Genomic DNA, 18562 nt, shown 5'->3' on the forward strand with positions numbered 1-18562 from the left:
CTGGCCGCCCATTTTGTAGGCCGTAGAGACCGTGATGTTCAAGCGATTGACCGTTGTTCTGCTCGCAGCCCTTGCCCTGAGTGCCTGTGACCGTGTTGACCCAAACTCGCCGCTGGGCCAGCGAAAGGTGATCTTCAAGGACATGCTCAAGGCCAGCGAGGACTTGGGCGGCATGCTGCGCGGTCGTTTGCCGTTCGACGGGGTGAAGTTCTCCGAAGGGGCAGTGAAGCTCGATAGCTTGTCGCATCAACCGTGGCAGCACTTTCCTCAGGCGCGTGATGGGGGCGACAGCAGCGCGCGAGCCGAGGTGTGGGAGCGCCAGGCCCGGTTCCATGAGCTTGCCCGGCAACTGGAGGGCGTGACCGGTGAGTTGGTCGATGCGACCCGGGGCCAGTCGCCGGACGCGGCGCGGTTGAAAGGGTCGATGGACAAGGTCGAGGCAGCGTGCAAGGCCTGTCATACCGAGTTTCGCAATCATTGAGGGCAAATGCATTGGCCCCATCGCCGAGAAACCGGTGATGGGGCCAATGCAGGCAGCGTAATCCGGGCCTGTCAGCGGTCCAGTTCGTCCACGGCTTCCTGCAGTTCCTTTCTGGATTCTGCGAGTTTGTCCTTACGCTTGTTTATCTTTTCTGCATCGCCTTTCTTTTCGGCCTTCTTCAGGTCTTTTTCGCGCTGCGCAACTTCGTGACGTGCATCGAGTACTTTTTGTTCGCGCTCTTTACGCAGGCTGCTATCGGTGCAGTTTTTTGCGCCTTCGAGCGCCTGCTCAAGCCCCGCGACCTGGTCACTGTTGCCATGATCGCGGGCAATTTTCAGTTGGTTCTCGATAGCGCTGCGTTTGGCGGCGCAGCCGGTCAGGCCGGCATCCGGCTGGGCGGCTTGCGCGGCGCCGGCAGCCAAACCAAGCGTTGCGAGCAGGAAAAGAGTCGAAATAGGTTTCATGAAAAGCCTCCTGAACGGGGCAGGGCAGAAAAGTTGGGAGAAATCCTGCCTTGGTTTTGCCCATTTAGGAACCCTTGTTGGGTTTTTCGGGCTGAAACTCAGGCTTTCCTTGCATGGGATTTGGTAAAAAATCATTGCACGGGGCGTTTATCACTGAATTGGAACGCGTGGACACCGGCCTCGTTTAATTGCGCAGCGATGGCTTGAGTCTCCTTGGCCATGAAAAACGCTTCAAGCTGACGCGAACGCACTGTGCCGACGCCAGGCAAAGCTTGCCAGTCAGCGGCCGTGCGCGAGGACAGCTGCGCCCAGTCGCCGTCCAGTGGCGTGCCACCGGGGGCGGGTGCACCGAGCGCTCGCATCCAGCGGGAGAAGGGCTGTGAACGGGCGCTTTCGAAGGCGTGTAGCAGCTGTGTGGCTGTCGCTTCGCTGATGCCGGGTACCTGGCCCAGGCGCAGAGGATCAAGCAGCAACCAGTCGGTCATCGAAGTGACCAGCCCCGCATCGACCAGGCGCCGCCACGTACCCGGCCCGGTGCGCGGCATGGCCAACCCCTGCTTGCCACTGAGCCATGTGAGCCGTGCGATGAACTGTTCGTTGCAGCCTTCGCCTGCGTGCCAGCAACTGTGTGGGTGATAGCGACCTGGCTGCGGCGCCTGTACCGATTGGCGCCAGGCCGCACGGTGTACCACTTGCTCGAAGCGCGGGATGGTCAGCCCCGCCAGGCTGATTGCTACATGATCGCCGGGGGCAATGTCCAGGTTCTGCCAACGCGCCAGTGAGCCAAGGCTCACCTGTGTAATCAGCCGGTCGTCCAGCTTGACGGGTTGTAGCTGCAGAACGGGCGTGACCCTGCCTGTGCGGCCGACCCGAAAGCGTACGTCGCGTACCTCTGCCAGGGCCTGGGAGTAGGGGTGCTTCCAGGCGACGATCCAATAGGGCGCCTTGGCCTGCCAGCGCTCGGCGGGTGGCCGGGCGTCCTGGCGCAGGATCACACCATCTGTGGCAAAGGGCAGTGGTGAGCGGTACCAGTGCAGGCGCCAGTGCGCGGCCTGGGGGGCGTCGTCAATCGCGACGCTATAGCGCTGGCTGTCGGGGAAGCCCAATTGCGCTAACTGCGAGAGGCGTTCGGCCTGGCTGTCGGGGCCCTGCGGCCAATCCCAGACGAGCAGGCCGATACCGGCGCCTTGTTCGATGCCAAGCTGATTGCGGGCGAGCAGCCCGGCCACGGTGCCACGTGCGTTGACGCTGCCTGCCTGAGCTTGCACATGTGCGCCCAGGCGCAGGTACAGTTCACCCTGCAACGACAGGTCTCGCGCCTGAGGCAGTTGCCGCGTGATCGACCCTAGTTGAGGGATATGGCGGCTCCAGTCCTGCCCTTGTACCCCATCACCCCGGCTCAGCAACTGCACCAGCTGCCCCTGTCGATAGAACAGGGAAACCGCCACGCCATCGACCTTGGGCTGGATCCACAGGCCTGTCTTGCCGGCCATCCAGCGCCCGACGGCGTGCTCGTCGTCGAGCTTGTTGACGCCCGTGTGAGGGATAGGATGGGGGACAGTGCCACGTGCTGTAGCCAGTGGCGCCTGGGGTTGCAGCAGGCCAAAGCATTGCTGCAATTGCTTCAGGCGTTGCCGGCTCTGGTCATAGAGCTCATCTGCCACCAACGAGATGCCCTGGCGATGGTAGTGATCATCCCATTGGGCAATTCTGTCGCGCAGTTGGGCAACCTCGGCGTCAGCCTGTTTCACGGGCCAGTCGGGGCACGGGTTGGCCCGTGCCAGCGGGGCCTGTAGCGACAGCAGCAGTGCGAACAACAGCATGAACGGCATGGCCAGCATCCTTGCATGGCGAGTAGGAACCCTCAGCCTAGGCAGGCGGGGCGCCGGGTGCCGTGAACAGTTGTCAGCCGATATGTCACAAAAAAACCCCTGCCGATTGCTCGGCAGGGGCTTTCATCTACCGCTGTAGGAAACTTACAGGCCGGCAGCGTCACGCAGCGACTGGGCGCGATCGGTACGCTCCCAGGTGAAGGTGGTGAAGGTGTCGTCGCCGACCGTCTTCTGCTGCGGGGTGCGGCCGAAGTGGCCGTAGGCAGCGGTTTCCTGGTACATCGGGTGGAGCAGGTCGAGCATCTTGGTGATGGCGTACGGACGCAGGTCGAAGCACTCGCGCACCAGCTGTACGATCTTGTCGTCGGAGACCTTGCCGGTACCGAAGGTGTTGATCGAGATGGACGTCGGCTGGGCCACGCCGATGGCGTAGGACACCTGGATCTCACAGCGCTCGGCCAGGCCTGCGGCGACGATGTTCTTGGCCACGTAGCGACCGGCGTAGGCAGCAGAACGGTCGACCTTGGACGGGTCCTTGCCGGAGAACGCGCCGCCACCGTGACGGGCCATGCCGCCGTAGGAGTCGACGATGATTTTGCGGCCGGTCAGGCCGCAGTCACCCACCGGGCCACCGATGATGAAGTTGCCGGTCGGGTTGATGTGGTACTGGGTGCCTTTGTGCAGCAGTTCGGCAGGCAGGGTGTGCTTGACGATCAGCTCCATCACCGCTTCTTGCAGGTCTTTTTGCGAGACTTCCGGGTTGTGCTGGGTCGACAGGACCACCGCGTCGATCCCGACCACTTTGCCATTTTCGTAGCGGCAGGTGACCTGGGACTTGGCGTCCGGGCGCAGCCACGGCAGCAGGCGCGACTTGCGCGCTTCGGCCTGGCGCTCGACCAGACGGTGCGAGAAGCAGATCGGGGCTGGCATCAGTACGTCGGTTTCGTTGCTGGCGTAGCCGAACATCAGGCCCTGGTCGCCGGCACCCTGGTCTTCCGGCTTGGAGCGGTCGACGCCCTGGGCGATGTCCACGGACTGCTTGCCGATGATGTTCATCACGGCGCAGGTGGCGCCGTCGAAGCCGACGTCGGAGCTGTTGTAGCCGATGTCGATGATGACTTTACGTACCAGCTCTTCGAGGTCGACCCAGGCGGAAGTGGACACTTCGCCGGCGATAATGGCGACACCGGTCTTGACCAGGGTTTCGCAGGCCACACGGGCGTATTTGTCCTGAGCGATGATGGCATCGAGGACGGCGTCCGAAATCTGGTCGGCGATCTTGTCCGGATGCCCTTCGGACACGGACTCGGAGGTGAAAAGGGAGTATTCGCTCATCTCGAAGGGTTCCTAAAATTTACCGATGGTGTATGTCGCCAGTCGCCCGCTGGAAATGGCGGACCTGTATCTGGAAACCGTTACGCAAGCCTACGTACAGGCTGTCCCCGGGGACCAGCCCGGCACTATTGGCCCAACGGGCCAGGTCGTCCTGCTCGAAGCCTAGCCAGAGGTCGCCGCAGGCATCCCGCGCCCACCCCTGGTCATGGCTGCACAGTTCGGTGACCAGCAGGCTGCCGCCCGCTTTCACCCGTTTGGCCAACAGGCGCAAGGCCAGGGCCGGGTCGCTGAAATGGTGCAGGACCATGTTCAGCACTACGCAGTCGGCTGCCACATCCGTTGTATCCAGTGCATCGGCCAACTGCAGGTTCACATTGTCCAGGCCTTCGCGCTGGCAGACTTGGCGGGCCAGCTCGAGCATGGTCGGGCTGTTGTCCAGCGCGGTGACCGTGCCGAAGCGCCGTGCCAGGTCCGGGAGGAAGCCGCCGTCACCGGGGCCGACCTCCAACGCACTGGCAGCCGGGCCAAAATTGAGTGTGTCGAGCAACGCCAGCAGGCTTTCGCGGTACTGCGGCAGGCCGGCGATCAGGTCTTGCTGGGCGCGGAATTTTTCTTCCACTCGCTGGAAAAAGTCCTGGCTGGTGGCTGCGCGACGCTGCTGCACCAGGGCGATACGTGCCTGCACCTCGGGTGGCAAGGTCAGGTCATCGACTTCTTCGAGCAGCGCCGTGTGCAGGCGCCCGCCCAGGCGCAGGCTGTCGGGCAGGGCGCGGCGATAGAAAATGGCGTTGCCTTCGCGGCGCGTAGCCACTAGCTCGGCCTGGGCCAGCACCTTGAGGTGGTGGCTCATGCCGGACTGGCCGATGTCGAAGATCTGCGCCAGTTCCAGCACGCCAAACGAGTCGCTGGCCAGCGCGCGCAAAACATTCAGACGCAGCTCGTCACCACTGGCTTTGCACAGGGCGGCCAGTGTGTCGCTTCGCTGAGGGATCGATTGCGCACGGAGGTTCATGGGGCGGCAGTCTAGACAGGCATCGCTGACCCCGCAAGATCAATATCAAAAAGTTTTGATATTGGCGATGAGCTGCAAGCCGCAAGGCTCAAGCTGCAAGAATAGAGCGTTCCGCGTGCGGGTCTGCTTTCGCTTGCAGCTTAAAGCTTGCCGCTCGCAGCTTTAATGTTTGCCCCCAGCCCCCCCAGTGGGCGAAAATGGCCGCCTTTTTTCGTAATACCACTTATTCAAGCCCCCAGGAGATCAGCGATGCCCAGCCGTCGTGAACGTGCCAACGCCATTCGTGCCCTCAGCATGGATGCCGTGCAAAAGGCCAACAGCGGCCACCCAGGTGCCCCTATGGGCATGGCGGATATCGCCGAAGTGCTTTGGCGCGACTATCTGAAGCACAACCCGAGCAACCCGAGCTTCGCCGACCGTGACCGCTTCGTGCTGTCCAACGGCCACGGCTCGATGCTGATCTACTCGCTGCTGCACCTGACTGGCTACGATGTCACCATCGACGACCTCAAGTCGTTCCGCCAGCTGCACAGCCGTACCCCGGGCCACCCGGAGTTCGGCTACACCCCGGGTGTCGAGACCACCACCGGCCCGCTGGGCCAAGGCCTGGCCAACGCCGTGGGCTTCGCCCTGGCCGAAAAAGTACTGGGCGCCCAGTTCAACCGTGACGGCCACAAAATCGTCGACCACAACACTTATGTGTTCCTCGGCGACGGCTGCATGATGGAAGGCATCTCCCACGAAGTCGCCTCGCTGGCCGGCACCCTGGGCCTGAACAAGCTGGTCGCCTTCTATGACGACAACGGCATCTCCATCGACGGTGAAGTGGAAGGCTGGTTCACCGACGACACGCCGAAGCGTTTCGAGTCGTACAACTGGCTGGTGATCCGTAACGTCGATGGCCACGACGCTGAAGAAATCCGCACCGCCATCGAGACTGCCCGTAAGAGCGATCGCCCGACCCTGATCTGCTGCAAGACCATCATCGGTTTCGGTTCGCCGAACAAGCAGGGCAAGGAAGACTGCCACGGCGCTCCGCTGGGCAACGACGAAATCGCCCTGGCCCGCAAGGAACTGAACTGGAACCACGGTCCGTTCGAAGTGCCTGCCGACATCTACGCCGAGTGGGATGCCAAAGAAGCCGGTGCCAAGGCCGAAGCCGCGTGGAACAAGCGTTTCGACGCCTACGCCGCTGCCTTCCCAGAGCTGGCCGGCGAGCTCAAGCGCCGTCTGAGCGGCGAACTGCCGGCCGACTTCGCGGAAAAAGCCGCTGCCTACATCGCTGAAGTCGCTGCCAAAGGCGAAACCATCGCCAGCCGCAAAGCCAGCCAGAACGCCCTGAACGCCTTCGGCCCACTGCTGCCAGAGTTGCTCGGCGGCTCGGCTGACCTGGCCGGTTCCAACCTGACCCTGTGGAAAGGTTGCAAGGGCGTCAGCCATGAAGATGCCAACGGCAACTACATGTACTACGGCGTGCGCGAGTTTGGCATGACCGCGATCATGAACGGCGTCGCCCTGCATGGCGGCCTGGTGCCTTACGGCGCGACCTTCCTGATGTTCATGGAATACGCCCGCAACGCCGTGCGCATGTCTGCACTGATGAAGCAGCGCGTGATCCACGTTTACACCCACGATTCCATCGGCCTGGGTGAAGATGGCCCGACTCACCAGCCGATCGAGCAGCTGAGCAGCCTGCGCAGCACGCCGAACCTGGACACCTGGCGTCCAGCCGATGCGGTGGAATCCGCCGTGTCCTGGAAGCACGCCCTGGAGCGCAAGGACGGCCCATCGGCGCTGATCTTCTCGCGTCAGAACCTGCAGCATCAGGACCGTGACGCCCAGCAGATCGCCGACATCGCCCGTGGCGGTTACGTGCTCAAAGACTGCGCCGGCGAGCCTGAGCTGATCCTGATCGCCACCGGTTCCGAAGTGGGCCTGGCCGTTCAGGCGTTCGACAAACTGACCGAACAAGGCCGCAAGGTGCGCGTTGTGTCGATGCCGAGCACCAGCGTATTCGACGCCCAGGACGCAAGCTACAAGCAGTCCGTACTGCCGCTGCAAGTCGGTGCGCGCATCGCCATCGAAGCCGCCCATGCCGACTTCTGGTACAAGTACGTCGGCCTGGAAGGTCGTATCATCGGCATGACCACCTATGGTGAGTCGGCCCCGGCCTCTGCACTGTTCGAAGAGTTCGGCTTCACCCTGGAGAACATCCTGGGTACTGCCGAAGAGCTGCTGGAAGACTGATACAGGCAAAGTGAGGGCTGCTGGCCCTCATTCGCGGCACAAGGCCGCTCCCACAGGATCTGCAGAGTCGCAGTACCCTGTGGGAGCGGCCTTGTGCCGCGAATGGGCCGCATGGCGGCCCCGTTCAACCGCCGGAGTTCAAGAGCTACCTATGCCCCACCCGCGTCCCTACAAAGTTGCACTCAACGGTTATGGCCGCATCGGCCGCTGTGTCCTGCGCGCGTTGTTCGAGCGGGGGGCAAAGGCCGGTTTCGAGATTGTCGCGCTGAACGACCTGGCCGATCAGGCCAGCCTCGAGTACCTGACACGCTTCGACTCCACCCACGGGCGTTTCCCCGGTGAGGTGAGGGTCGATGGCGATTGTCTGCATATCAATGGCGACTGCGTGAAGGTGTTGCGCAGTGCCACGCCCGAAGGCATCGACTGGGCCGCCCTGGACATCGACCTGGTGCTGGAGTGCTCCGGCGCCTACAACACCCGTGTCGACGGCCAGCGCTTCCTCGATGCCGGTGCGCCACGGGTGCTGTTCTCGCAACCCATGGCCAGCGAGGCGGACGTGGACGCCACGGTGGTCTACGGCATCAACCAGGCGTGCCTGACCGGCAGCGAGCGGCTGGTGTCCAACGCGTCGTGCACCACCAACTGCGGCGTGCCGCTGTTGCGTGTGCTGGACCAGGCGTTCGGCATCGAATACGTGCAGATCACCACCATCCACTCGGCGATGAACGACCAGCCGGTGATCGACGCTTACCACCACGAAGACCTGCGCCGCACGCGTTCTGCGTTCCAGTCGGTGATCCCGGTGTCCACGGGGCTGGCGCGCGGCATTGAGCGGCTGCTGCCGGAACTTGCCGGGCGAATCCAGGCCAAAGCGGTACGCGTGCCGACCGTCAACGTCTCGTGCCTGGACATCACCCTGCAGACCGCCCGCGACACCAGCGCCGCCGAGGTCAACCGGGTGCTGCGCGAGGCAGCCCTGGAGGGCCCGCTCAAAGGATTGCTGGCCTATACCGAGCTGCCTCACGCCAGCTGTGATTTCAACCACGACCCGCATTCGGCCATCGTCGATGCCAGCCAGACCCGTGTTTCCGGCCCCCGCCTGGTGAACCTGCTGGCTTGGTTCGACAACGAATGGGGGTTTGCCAACCGTATGCTCGACGTTGCCGAACACTATCTGCACGTCGTTCAACCAACCCGCAACAAACAGCCCTAAAGGACTGCATTCATGACCGTGTTGAAGATGACCGACCTCGACCTGCAAGGTAAACGCGTACTGATCCGCGAAGACCTCAACGTGCCTGTAAAGGACGGTGTGGTAGCCAGCGACGCGCGTATCCTGGCAGCGCTGCCGACCATCAAGCTGGCCCTGGAGAAGGGTGCGGCGGTAATGGTCTGCTCGCACCTGGGCCGCCCGACCGAAGGTGAGTTCTCGGCCGAGAACAGCCTCAAGCCGGTCGCCGAGTACCTGAGCAAGGCCCTGGGCCGTGACGTGCCGCTGATCGCCGACTACCTGGACGGTGTCGAGGTCAAGGCCGGTGACCTGGTGCTGTTCGAGAACGTGCGCTTCAACAAGGGCGAGAAAAAGAACGCCGACGAGCTGGCGCACAAATACGCGGCCCTGTGCGACGTGTTCGTGATGGACGCTTTCGGTACCGCCCACCGCGCCGAGGGTTCGACCCATGGCGTTGCCAAGTTCGCCAAGGTGGCTGCTGCAGGCCCACTGCTGGCTGCCGAGCTGGATGCCCTGGGCAAGGCGCTGAAAGCCCCGGCCAAGCCGATGGCGGCCATCGTCGCCGGCTCCAAGGTGTCGACCAAGCTCGACGTGCTGAACAGCCTGAGCGCTGTCTGCGACCTGCTGATCGTCGGGGGCGGTATCGCCAACACCTTCCTGGCAGCTGCCGGTCATCCGGTCGGCAAGTCGCTGTACGAGCCGGACCTGGTCGACACCGCCAAGGCCATCGCCGCCAAGGTCAATGTACCGCTGCCGGTTGACGTGGTAGTCGCCAAGGAATTCGCCGAAAGCGCCGAAGCGACCGTCAAGGCCATTGCCGACGTCGCCGCCGACGACATGATTCTGGACATCGGCCCACAAACCGCAGCCAACTTCGCCGAGTTGCTGAAGTCGTCACAGACCATCCTGTGGAACGGCCCGGTTGGCGTGTTCGAGTTCGACCAGTTCGGCAACGGCACCCAGGTTCTGGCCAAGGCTATCGCCGAAAGCCCTGCGTTCTCTATCGCCGGTGGCGGTGACACCCTGGCGGCAATCGACAAATATGGCGTTGGCGCCGATATCTCCTACATTTCTACCGGTGGTGGCGCCTTCCTCGAGTTCGTCGAGGGTAAGGTTCTGCCGGCTGTGGCAATCCTGGAAGAGCGGGCCAAGGCCTGATGACGTTGGCGCTTGGCAAAGGGAGCGACCTGATGGTCAAGCAATTGCCTGTGATGATCCTGGTCGGCCTGCTGAGCGCCTGCTCCGGCAGCCCGTCTTCGGACGCAACCGCGTCGCGCTTGCCCAAGGGCGGCTGCTACCAGTCCGAGTGGCAGGCCGAGACCGTGCCGGTCATCAACAAGCGCCTGGGCCCGGATGGCCTGGAAAAGTATGACGAAGATCACCAGCACAAGGCGCCTGGCTGCCCCTGATCGGGGCCCTTCATCGGGCTTTGCCCGGTGCAGGCAACCAAGTGGCGACTGTGTGGTCATCTAGAGGATATTCAATGAAAGCGCTTATGGCCGTAGCGGCCCTGGCGACACTGGCAGGATGCTCACTGCTGCAGCCGGCGCAACCCGCCCCGGCAGATGTTTGGACCCGTTGGGTCTGTGACACCCAGACCGAAGTGCTGTGGCGCTTCGCTGATGCACAATTCGAAGCGGTCGACGTGCGCCTCGGTGGCGGCGACCAGGTCTACCGGCTCAAGTCCGAGCCGGGCGCCTCAGGCGATTTGTACAGCGATGGCGTGCTGGCTTTCCACACCAAGGGCGATGAAGGCCTGGTGTATTGGGTGGCAACCAACGATCTGATTGGGCGGGGCTGCAAGGCACCGTGACTGGCCGGGCCGCCAAGGTGGCCCACACTACTTGAACAGCAACCGCCCCTGCGGCAGGCTTGCACGAAACAAACGACGCTTGTCGGGAGAGAGATACACAATGGCACTCATTAGCATGCGCCAGATGCTGGACCACGCCGCCGAGTTCGGTTACGGCGTACCAGCTTTCAACGTCAACAACCTCGAGCAAATGCGCGCAATCATGGAGGCCGCCGACAAGACCGACTCTCCGGTTATCGTCCAGGCTTCGGCCGGTGCCCGCAAATACGCCGGCGCGCCCTTCCTGCGCCACCTGATCCTGGCCGCCATCGAAGAATTCCCGCACATCCCGGTGTGCATGCACCAGGACCACGGCACCAGCCCTGACGTCTGCCAGCGTTCGATCCAGCTGGGCTTCAGCTCGGTGATGATGGACGGCTCGCTGGGCGAAGACGGCAAGACCCCGACCGACTACGACTACAACGTCCGCGTTACCCAGCAGACCGTTGCCATGGCACACGCCTGTGGCGTTTCGGTAGAAGGCGAGCTGGGCTGCCTGGGTTCGCTGGAAACTGGCATGGCCGGTGAAGAAGACGGTATCGGCGCCGAAGGCGTGCTGGATCACAGCCAGATGCTGACCGACCCGGAAGAAGCGGCCGACTTCGTCAAGAAGACCCAGGTCGATGCCCTGGCCATCGCCATCGGCACCAGCCACGGTGCGTACAAGTTCACCAAGCCACCTACCGGTGACGTGCTGGCGATCGACCGCATCAAGGAAATCCACAAGCGCATCCCCAACACCCACCTGGTCATGCACGGTTCGTCTTCGGTACCGCAAGAGTGGCTGGCGATCATCAACCAGTACGGCGGCGACATCAAAGAAACCTACGGTGTACCGGTTGAAGAGATCGTCGAAGGCATCAAGCACGGCGTGCGCAAGGTCAACATCGACACCGACCTGCGCCTGGCGTCCACCGGTGCCATGCGTCGCCTGATGGCGCAGAACCCAAGCGAGTTCGACCCGCGTAAGTTCTTCGGTGAAACCGTAAAAGCCATGCGTGACGTGTGCATCGCTCGTTACGAAGCGTTCGGCACCGCCGGCAATGCTTCCAAGATCAAGCCGATCTCCCTGGAAGGCATGTACCAGCGTTACCTGAAAGGTGAGTTGGCCGCCAAGGTCAACTGATCCCCAGGTCGCCCTGAAAAACCCGCAGAAATGCGGGTTTTTTTTGCCTGCGAAAACGCCGGCAGATATTCGCGGCAGAGCAACCGTTAGTCGGCTACCGTACAGTTTAGGCACTGATAGCGTTCTGATTGCATTGCGTGTTACAGACTCGGGTCTAGAGTACTTATCGGATCCAACCGCAATTTGAAGTCGGTCACAAAATAGAGAAGCAGCATGGATGGCGCTCACCTTCAACCTCAGCCACTGGATGGCAGCTCGGTGCTACTGGTGGTAGACGATTACCCCGAGAACCTCATCAGCATGCGGGCCTTGCTGGCCCGGCAGGATTGGCAAGTATTGACTGCAAGTTCAGGGATGGAAGCCCTGAGTGCCTTGCTCGAACACGACGTCGACCTGGTCTTGCTGGATGTACAAATGCCGGAGATGGACGGCTTTGAAGTCGCCCGGCTGATGCGTGGCAGCCAGCGTACGCGGCTGACCCCGATCATTTTCCTCACCGCCAACGAGCAGTCCGAGGCCGCTGTGCTCAAGGGCTACGCCAGTGGCGCGGTGGACTACATGTTCAAGCCGTTCGACCCGCAGATTCTCAAGCCCAAGGTCCAGGCGCTGCTCGACCAGCAGCGTAACCGGCGCATGCTGCAACGCCTGAGCCGCGAGCTGGAAGCCGCCAGGGCATTCAATGCCTCGATCCTGGAGAACGCCGCCGAAGGCATTCTTGTGGTGAATGCCGCAGGCACCATCAGTTTTGCCAACCCGGCCATCTCAAGGTTGCTGGCCGCCCCGGTCGAGCAATTGCAGGGTGCCCAGTTGCTTGACCTGGTGCAGTTGGCCAATGCCGATCTGTGGAACGAGTCGGACTTCTACCGGGCCTACCTGGGGCGGCAGATTTTTCGTGTGCACGATGCCCAGCTGCGCACCCTGGGCGGCGAACTGGTGCCGGTGGCGCTGTCCTGTGCCCCGTTGCCGTCCGATCAGCAGGCGATGGTGGTGACGGTGCTGGACATGTCGGTGGTGCGCAACCTGCACCAGCAGCTTGAGTATCAGGCGGTGACCGACCCACTGACCGGCCTGCTCAACCGTCGGGGTTTCTATCAGTCCGCAGAGGGCGTACTGCTGCGCAACGAGCGCTCGGACAAGGCGCAGGCGCTGATGTACATGGACCTTGATGGCTTCAAGCGGATCAATGACTCGCTGGGCCATGAAGCGGGCGATCGCGTCCTGCGCTGGGTTGCCGAACAGCTCAAGGACTGTCTGGGAAACGAGGCTTTGCTGGCCCGGATGGGCGGCGATGAGTTCACGGCGTTGTTCGACAGCTTGCCCTACCCCGAGCAGGCCGGGCGTTACGCCGAGCGATTGCTCGAGCGCATCGCGATCAGCCAGCAAATCGACGGGCTGGATGTGTGCCTGGGGGTCAGCATTGGCATCGCCACCTACCCTGAGTGCGGCGCCACCGTCGAAGGCCTGCTGCGCGCGGCCGATGCGGCGATGTATGCGGCCAAGCAGGCCGGGCGCCAGCAGTACCGTTTCTACGACCAGGAACTCAACGGCCGCGCGCGCTCACGGTTGATGCTCGAAGACAGCGTACGTGCCGCCATCGAACAGCAGGATTTCAGCCTGGTGTATCAGCCCCAGGTGGGTTTTGCCGACGGCCACCTGCGCGGTTTCGAGGCGTTGCTGCGCTGGCAGCACCCCAGTGTCGGCGATGTGCCGCCTGGGCTGTTCATCCCTTTGCTTGAGGAAGCCCGGCTGATCAACCGCCTGGCCAGCTGGATCTACCGCCAGGGCGCGGCCCAGCGCCAGGCCTGGTGCGACCGTTTCGCCCAGGATCTGGTGCTGGGCATCAGCCTGAGCCGTGCCCAGTTCGTCATGCCGGGGCTGGTCGAGGAGCTGCAGCGGGTGATCCAGGATTACCAGCTGAACCCGGCGCAACTTGAAGTCGAGGTGGCGGAGATGTCGTTGATGTACAACATCGACGCAGCGGTGAAGCAGATACACCGCCTGCGCGAACTGGGCGTGCGGGTGGCGCTAGATGATTTTGGCGCGGGTGACTGTTCGCTGCGCATGCTGCGTGACTTGCCGATCGACACCCTCAAGCTTGACCGGCACCTGGTCGCACGCCTGCCGGACTCTACGGTGGATGCCGCGCTGGTGCGCAGCGTGATCGGCTTGTGCGCCGACTACCGCATCACGGTGATCGCCGAGGGCGTGGAAACCCAGGCCCAAGCTGCGTGGCTCAAGGCAAACGGTTGCGCCTATGTGCAGGGTTTTTTGGTGGCGCACCCCATGACTGCGGCCGATGCCAGTGGCTTTCCGGCGATTTTCTCCTGGCCCCGGCCATGATTGGCTAGAATCGCCCTTCGCCATGCCGAAGCAGTGCCATGACCGTATTACGTTACTTGCAAGCCTACCCGCCACACCTGCAGGAGCAGGTGCGGCAGATGATCGACAGCGACCGCCTGGGCGAGTACCTGCAGCGTCGCTACCCCGACCGCCATGACGTGCAAAGCGACAAGGCGCTGTACGGTTATGCCCAGGACCTGCGGCAACAGTACCTGCGCAGCGCGCCCAACCTGGACAAGGTGCTGTTCGACAACCGCCTCGATCTGACCCACCGTGCCCTGGGGCTCAACACTGCGGTATCGCGCGTTCAGGGTGGCAAGCTCAAGGCGAAGAAGGAAATCCGCATCGCCTCCTTGTTCAAGGAAGCCGCGCCGCAGTTTCTGCGCATGATCGTGGTGCACGAGCTGGCGCACCTGCGTGAGCGCGATCATAGCAAGGCGTTTTACCAGCTCTGTCAGCACATGGAGCCGGACTACCACCAACTGGAATTCGACCTGCGCGTCTACCTGACCTATCGGGAGCTGCCGGGCAACTGTTAAGGACCACGCAGCATGGAAGTGAGCAAGACCAAGAGCAGCTTCTACCGCCGCCTGTACGTAGCCTGGCTGATCGACAGCCAGACGGCGACCAGCGTGCCGGCCCTGATGGAGGCCACCGGCATGCCACGCCGCACGGCCCAGGACACCATCGCCGCCCTGGCCGACCTGGATATCGTCTGTGAGTTCGAGCAGCAGGAGGGCGCGCGCAATCATGCCGGGCACTACCGCATTCATGACTGGGGCGCGATCGACAAGCAGTGGATCACCCGGCATATGCGCCAGATCCGAGAAGTGCTGGGTTATCCCTGACCTGCCTCACTCTCTAAAGCTGGCGTGATCTCTTGGGGAGATTGCCCAGCCTCTTGGGGTTGCGCTGTCGCGCAGGGAACAATGGTCATTGTGGGACCGCCGCATCGCCGCTCCCACAGTGCCCCCGGCTTTCTCAGCCCTTGCGCATGCCAATATGGGGAATGTCATCTTCAAGGTATTCCTCACCCACCACCTCGAACCCATGCCGTGCATAAAACCCTTGCAGATGCGCTTGCGCCGACAGATACACCGGCGTCCCTGGCCAGCAATGCTCGGCAGCCTCCAGCCCCTTGAGCAGCAACGGATGCCCCAACTTGAGCCCACGCGCTGCAGGTGATGTCACCACGCGCCCGATCACCACATCGCCCCCCTGGGATTGCGGGTCGAGCAGGCGCAGATAGGCCACCAGCTTGTCGTCCTGCCAAGCCATCAGGTGCAGGGTATCGCCGCTCAGGTCCTGGCCATCGACTTCCTGGTAGGCGCAGCGTTGCTCGACCACGAACACTTCGGTGCGCAATTGCAGGATGGCGTAGAGCTGGTCCTTGCCGAGGTCGGTGTGGTGCTTGCAGAGCCAGTCGATGGACATTGGCACGAACTCCTTGAATGGGACGTCGATCATCGCAAATCCACAGGCCGTCGACGAGTGGCGGATTGCTGCAGACCGTGTCATGCAGGCTTCGGCCAAAATAGAGGCAAAATGACACTATTGTCCGCTGCCCTGAGCCTCAGCTTTGTGTAATCTCCTCGGCAGTTGCGGCGAAGGCCGCCTACACAGTGTGCGCCCTCTATTGCGAAAGGACTTGAGCATGCGGCCACTGCTATGTGTTCTGGGATTGCTGGCAGCCATGCTGGCCACGCCCGTGCTGGGTCATGACAAGCTGCGGCTAGTTGCGGATAGCTGGCCACCGTTTACCGATGCCAGTATGCCGGGCGGCGGCCTGGCAACCAGCATCGTCACTACCGCACTGGCCAGGGCCGGTTACGCCAGTGCGTTCGAGGAGGCGCCGTGGGCACGGGCCTTGATGGGCGTCAGCGAAGGGCGTTACGACATCTTGATCAATGCCTGGTACAACGACTCACGGACCCGCATCGGGCATTTTTCCAACGCCTACCTGAACAACAAGGTCCGCCTGCTCAAACGCAAAGGCGAGGCCTTCGGTTACCAGCACCAATCCGATCTGTACCCCTACAGCATTGCCGTGGTGCGCGATTATGCCTATTCGCCCGATTTTGACGGCGACACCCGCTTGCACAAGGTGGCGGTGCGTAACTTCTCGTCGGCGGTGCGCATGCTGGCGGCCGGCAGGGTAAACCTGGCGGTTGAGGATGAGTACGTGGCCCATTACAACCTGCAGCGCGAACCGCAGGCGGTGCGTGATGGTGTGGAGCTGGTCGACCCGCCACTGGCGCAGAACAGCCTGCATATTCTGGTCAGCCTGAAACACCCGGAACACCAGCAGATAGTCGAACGTTTCGAGCGGGCGATCGCGGCCATGAAAACCGATGGCAGTTATGCGCGCTTGCTGCGCCAGCATGGCTTTTGATCTCTATTGCCTGTGCCGGCCACTCAGCATTTAGGCCGGTGTGCTTTCCTTGACCAAGTGCGCCGCCAGCGTGCGTAACGGCCCCAGCTGCCGGCAGATCAGTGCCAGCTGGGTTTGCACCAGTCGCTGATGTTCATCCAGCTCTTCCGGCATCTGCTCCAGGGCATTGGCCAACGCTTCTTCGGCATCACTGTGGATCGCCACCGGTAGCCGCGCCGCCAGGCCATTGGCAATCTCGTCCAGGCTGTTGGCCAGGCTTTGCCCAGCACCCTCGATCAATTGCTCCTGAACCTCCGCGGGCAAGGCGGTATCACGGTGCGCGCCCAACCCGGAGAGGTAGCTGAGCAGCGTGTGCGACAGCACCAGGAAGCGGAAGCCGACGTCCGCTTCCTTGCGAAAGTGCCCCGGCTCCATGAGCATGTTCGCCAGCGTGGTGGACAGCGCCGCATCGGCGTTGTGGGCGTTGCGGCGGGCCAGGCGGTAGGCGAGGTCGTCGCGTTTACCGTGGGCATACTGCTGCATGATCTGGCGCAGGTACACGCTGGCGCAGGCCAGGGTGTTGGCCAGCGCCTTGTTCAGGCGCCGGCCTTGCCAGTCGGGCAGGAACAGGAACACCGCCAGAATGGCGATCAGGCTGCCCACCAGGGTATCGAACAGGCGCGGCAGGAACAGCCCATAGCCGTCGCCGATCTGGTTGAAGCAGAACAGCACCATCAACGTGATCGCTGCGGTCGCCAAGGTGTATCGAGTGGTGCGGTTGACGAAGAACACCACCCCGGCGACCACGGCGAACATCGACTGGATGATCGGGTTGGGGAACAGGTCAAACAGTGCCCAGCCCACCGTCAGGCCGATGGCCGTGCCGACAATCCGCTGCCCCAGCTTGCGCCGCGTCGCGCCGTAGTTGGGTTGGCAGACGAACAGCGTGGTGAGGATGATCCAATAGCCCTGCGTGGGGTGGATCAGGTGCACCATGCCATAGCCGATCGACAGCGCCAGGGGCAGGCGCAGGGCGTGGCGGAACAGCAGCGAGGTCGGCGTCAGCTGGGTGCGCAGGCGGCTCCAGACATCCTTCAGCGAGCGTGGCGAACGGTCCAGCAGGCTGCTGTCACTGGCATCGGCCAGGCTGTCCGGGTTGCTGGCGGCGCCCAACAGGCGGTCCAGGGTGGCAAGGTTGGCCGCCAGTGCCCGTAGCGAACGCAGCAGGCTTCGCCAGGCGGGGTTGTTCTGGTTGCGCAGGTGCTCCAGGGAGGCGTTGAGGTCTTCCAGGGTGTCGGCAAACCGGCTGTCGAGGACAAACGGCTGACGCAGACGGATTGAGCGCGCCAGGTCCTGGCAGGCCGAGCCTTGATGACGCAGCAGGCGCTGGCAGCGGAACATCACGTCGCTGTGGAAGAACGCTTCGGCCAGCGCGTTGTAGGGGTAGTGCGAGGCGCTTACCCGTTCGTGGATGTCCTGGGCCAGGAAGTACAGCTTCAGGTAGCGGCTGACCTTGGAGTTTGGCTGGCTGTTGCCAACCCGGTGCAGGATGATTTCCTTGGCGGCGTTGAGCGCCGCGACCACCTTGCCATTTTGCTGGGCCAGCTCCAGCCGCCGGGCCTCCAGGTCATGGTTGCGCACAGGTTCGAACAGATTGGCCTTGAGCTTGAGGTAGCGGCCCAGCTCGAAAAACAGCTTGGCCAGGCTTTGCTGCACCGGCTGATTGGAGAACAGCGCCTGCCACAGCACCGACAGCAGGCCATACCAGGCCGCGCCCGCCACCAGCAGCATCGGCTCGTGCCAGAAATCGGTGACCTCGCCGCCGCGCTGGTCCACGCCGATCATGGTGTATACCGCCGTGATCAGCGTCGCCGAGGCGATGGCGCCATAACGCTCGCCCAGGGCGCCGAGCATGGTCAGGCCGAAAGCCGCCAAGGCCAGTGCAACGGCGAAGACCCATGGGTAGGGGAACAGCAGTTCGACGGCCAGAGCGGCGATGGCAAAGCACACCAGGGTCACGGCCAGGGCGCTGAGGCGGCCTTGCCAACTGTCGTCGGTCTCGGCCAGGGCACTGGCGATAATGCCCAGGAACAACGGGATCAGCAGGGCCATTTCATCCTGGTACCAGCACAAGGCCATGCTGCCGGTAAGGGCGACCGTTACCCGGATGCTGTAGCTGAACTTGTCTTGGCCCCACAGGCGACGCAGTGACTGACGGAACGAGCTCGATGACATGATGGCCTTGGGCTGTGATCGAATGAATACATTGCC

The 18562-nt window shown here is 62.8% G+C and carries 17 protein-coding genes; 11 read left to right on the forward strand and 6 right to left on the reverse strand.

The features are described from left to right. Positions 1-34: 34 nt before the first annotated feature. Positions 35-481: a c-type cytochrome gene (locus OGV19_RS26070; protein WP_264311289.1), complete on the forward strand. Its 447-nt coding sequence runs from the start codon at positions 35-37 to the stop codon at positions 479-481. 71 nt (positions 482-552) lie between these two features. Here the strand turns inward: OGV19_RS26070 and OGV19_RS26075 are convergent, their stop codons facing one another. The 4 genes from OGV19_RS26075 to OGV19_RS26090 form a co-directional block, all read right to left on the reverse strand. After that, positions 553-945, reverse strand: coding sequence for a DUF1090 domain-containing protein (locus OGV19_RS26075; protein ID WP_264311290.1), 393 nt, complete (start codon positions 943-945; stop codon positions 553-555). A gap of 131 nt (positions 946-1076) precedes the next feature. After that, positions 1077-2777 (reverse strand): NAD-dependent DNA ligase LigB, encoded by a 1701-nt coding sequence (gene ligB / locus OGV19_RS26080; protein ID WP_264311291.1) that lies wholly within the window; start codon positions 2775-2777, stop codon positions 1077-1079. 144 nt (positions 2778-2921) lie between these two features. Further along, positions 2922-4112 (reverse strand): methionine adenosyltransferase, encoded by a 1191-nt coding sequence (metK, locus tag OGV19_RS26085; RefSeq protein ID WP_264311292.1) that lies wholly within the window; start codon positions 4110-4112, stop codon positions 2922-2924. A gap of 19 nt (positions 4113-4131) precedes the next feature. Next, entirely contained in the window at positions 4132-5124 is a 993-nt protein-coding gene (locus OGV19_RS26090) for an ArsR/SmtB family transcription factor (RefSeq protein ID WP_264311293.1), read from the reverse strand. Between the two features lie 249 nt (positions 5125-5373). Between OGV19_RS26090 and tkt the strand changes: the two genes are divergently transcribed. From tkt to OGV19_RS26135, 9 genes are all read left to right on the forward strand, one after another. Further along, positions 5374-7371, forward strand: a complete 1998-nt coding sequence (tkt, locus tag OGV19_RS26095) for a transketolase (RefSeq protein WP_264311294.1) — start codon at positions 5374-5376, stop codon at positions 7369-7371. Positions 7372-7522: 151 nt separating this feature from the next. After that, on the forward strand, positions 7523-8584 hold the full coding sequence (epd, locus tag OGV19_RS26100; RefSeq protein WP_264311295.1) for an erythrose-4-phosphate dehydrogenase: 1062 nt from the start codon (positions 7523-7525) through the stop codon (positions 8582-8584). Positions 8585-8596: 12 nt separating this feature from the next. Then, a complete protein-coding gene (locus OGV19_RS26105; protein ID WP_264311296.1) occupies positions 8597-9760 on the forward strand; it encodes a phosphoglycerate kinase in 1164 nt (387 codons plus the stop codon). Then, positions 9760-10011, forward strand: coding sequence for a hypothetical protein (locus tag OGV19_RS26110; RefSeq protein ID WP_264311297.1), 252 nt, complete (start codon positions 9760-9762; stop codon positions 10009-10011). The genes OGV19_RS26105 and OGV19_RS26110 overlap by 1 nt, the downstream gene beginning before the upstream one ends. 74 nt (positions 10012-10085) lie before the next feature. After that, complete coding sequence (locus tag OGV19_RS26115; protein ID WP_264311298.1) at positions 10086-10415, forward strand: MliC family protein; 330 nt, start codon at positions 10086-10088, stop codon at positions 10413-10415. A 100-nt stretch (positions 10416-10515) separates the two neighbouring features. Next, positions 10516-11580, forward strand: a complete 1065-nt coding sequence (gene fba / locus OGV19_RS26120; RefSeq protein WP_264311299.1) for a class II fructose-bisphosphate aldolase — start codon at positions 10516-10518, stop codon at positions 11578-11580. A 213-nt stretch (positions 11581-11793) separates the two neighbouring features. Next, positions 11794-13920, forward strand: coding sequence for a putative bifunctional diguanylate cyclase/phosphodiesterase (locus OGV19_RS26125; RefSeq protein ID WP_264311300.1), 2127 nt, complete (start codon positions 11794-11796; stop codon positions 13918-13920). A 38-nt stretch (positions 13921-13958) separates the two neighbouring features. Further along, complete coding sequence (locus OGV19_RS26130; protein ID WP_264311301.1) at positions 13959-14459, forward strand: M48 metallopeptidase family protein; 501 nt, start codon at positions 13959-13961, stop codon at positions 14457-14459. 12 nt (positions 14460-14471) lie between these two features. Then, entirely contained in the window at positions 14472-14768 is a 297-nt protein-coding gene (locus OGV19_RS26135) for a winged helix-turn-helix domain-containing protein (RefSeq protein ID WP_264311302.1), read from the forward strand. Positions 14769-14901: 133 nt separating this feature from the next. Here the strand turns inward: OGV19_RS26135 and OGV19_RS26140 are convergent, their stop codons facing one another. Then, positions 14902-15354 (reverse strand): GNAT family N-acetyltransferase, encoded by a 453-nt coding sequence (locus tag OGV19_RS26140; RefSeq protein ID WP_264314010.1) that lies wholly within the window; start codon positions 15352-15354, stop codon positions 14902-14904. A 220-nt stretch (positions 15355-15574) separates the two neighbouring features. On the opposite strand from OGV19_RS26140, the gene OGV19_RS26145 reads away from it, so the two are divergent. After that, positions 15575-16312: a substrate-binding periplasmic protein gene (locus tag OGV19_RS26145; protein WP_264311303.1), complete on the forward strand. Its 738-nt coding sequence runs from the start codon at positions 15575-15577 to the stop codon at positions 16310-16312. 30 nt (positions 16313-16342) lie between these two features. Here the strand turns inward: OGV19_RS26145 and yccS are convergent, their stop codons facing one another. Beyond that, positions 16343-18526 (reverse strand): YccS family putative transporter, encoded by a 2184-nt coding sequence (yccS, locus tag OGV19_RS26150; protein WP_264311304.1) that lies wholly within the window; start codon positions 18524-18526, stop codon positions 16343-16345. Positions 18527-18562: the final 36 nt, after the last annotated feature.

The organism is Pseudomonas putida (assembly GCF_025905425.1).
GTDB classification, from domain to species: Bacteria; Pseudomonadota; Gammaproteobacteria; order Pseudomonadales; family Pseudomonadaceae; genus Aquipseudomonas; species Aquipseudomonas putida_AF.

Coding starts and splice junctions, on each gene's coding strand:
- OGV19_RS26090 (WP_264311293.1), bottom strand. CDS start 5,124: ATGAACCTCCGTGCGCAATCGATCCCTCAGCGAAGCGACACACTGGCC.
- OGV19_RS26140 (WP_264314010.1), bottom strand. CDS start 15,354: ATGTCCATCGACTGGCTCTGCAAGCACCACACCGACCTCGGCAAGGAC.
- yccS (WP_264311304.1), bottom strand. CDS start 18,526: ATGTCATCGAGCTCGTTCCGTCAGTCACTGCGTCGCCTGTGGGGCCAA.
- metK (WP_264311292.1), bottom strand. CDS start 4,112: ATGAGCGAATACTCCCTTTTCACCTCCGAGTCCGTGTCCGAAGGGCAT.
- OGV19_RS26070 (WP_264311289.1), top strand. CDS start 35: ATGTTCAAGCGATTGACCGTTGTTCTGCTCGCAGCCCTTGCCCTGAGT.
- OGV19_RS26135 (WP_264311302.1), top strand. CDS start 14,472: ATGGAAGTGAGCAAGACCAAGAGCAGCTTCTACCGCCGCCTGTACGTA.
- OGV19_RS26075 (WP_264311290.1), bottom strand. CDS start 945: ATGAAACCTATTTCGACTCTTTTCCTGCTCGCAACGCTTGGTTTGGCT.
- fba (WP_264311299.1), top strand. CDS start 10,516: ATGGCACTCATTAGCATGCGCCAGATGCTGGACCACGCCGCCGAGTTC.
- OGV19_RS26115 (WP_264311298.1), top strand. CDS start 10,086: ATGAAAGCGCTTATGGCCGTAGCGGCCCTGGCGACACTGGCAGGATGC.
- epd (WP_264311295.1), top strand. CDS start 7,523: ATGCCCCACCCGCGTCCCTACAAAGTTGCACTCAACGGTTATGGCCGC.
- tkt (WP_264311294.1), top strand. CDS start 5,374: ATGCCCAGCCGTCGTGAACGTGCCAACGCCATTCGTGCCCTCAGCATG.
- OGV19_RS26110 (WP_264311297.1), top strand. CDS start 9,760: ATGACGTTGGCGCTTGGCAAAGGGAGCGACCTGATGGTCAAGCAATTG.
- OGV19_RS26105 (WP_264311296.1), top strand. CDS start 8,597: ATGACCGTGTTGAAGATGACCGACCTCGACCTGCAAGGTAAACGCGTA.
- OGV19_RS26145 (WP_264311303.1), top strand. CDS start 15,575: ATGCGGCCACTGCTATGTGTTCTGGGATTGCTGGCAGCCATGCTGGCC.
- OGV19_RS26130 (WP_264311301.1), top strand. CDS start 13,959: ATGACCGTATTACGTTACTTGCAAGCCTACCCGCCACACCTGCAGGAG.
- ligB (WP_264311291.1), bottom strand. CDS start 2,777: ATGCCGTTCATGCTGTTGTTCGCACTGCTGCTGTCGCTACAGGCCCCG.
- OGV19_RS26125 (WP_264311300.1), top strand. CDS start 11,794: ATGGATGGCGCTCACCTTCAACCTCAGCCACTGGATGGCAGCTCGGTG.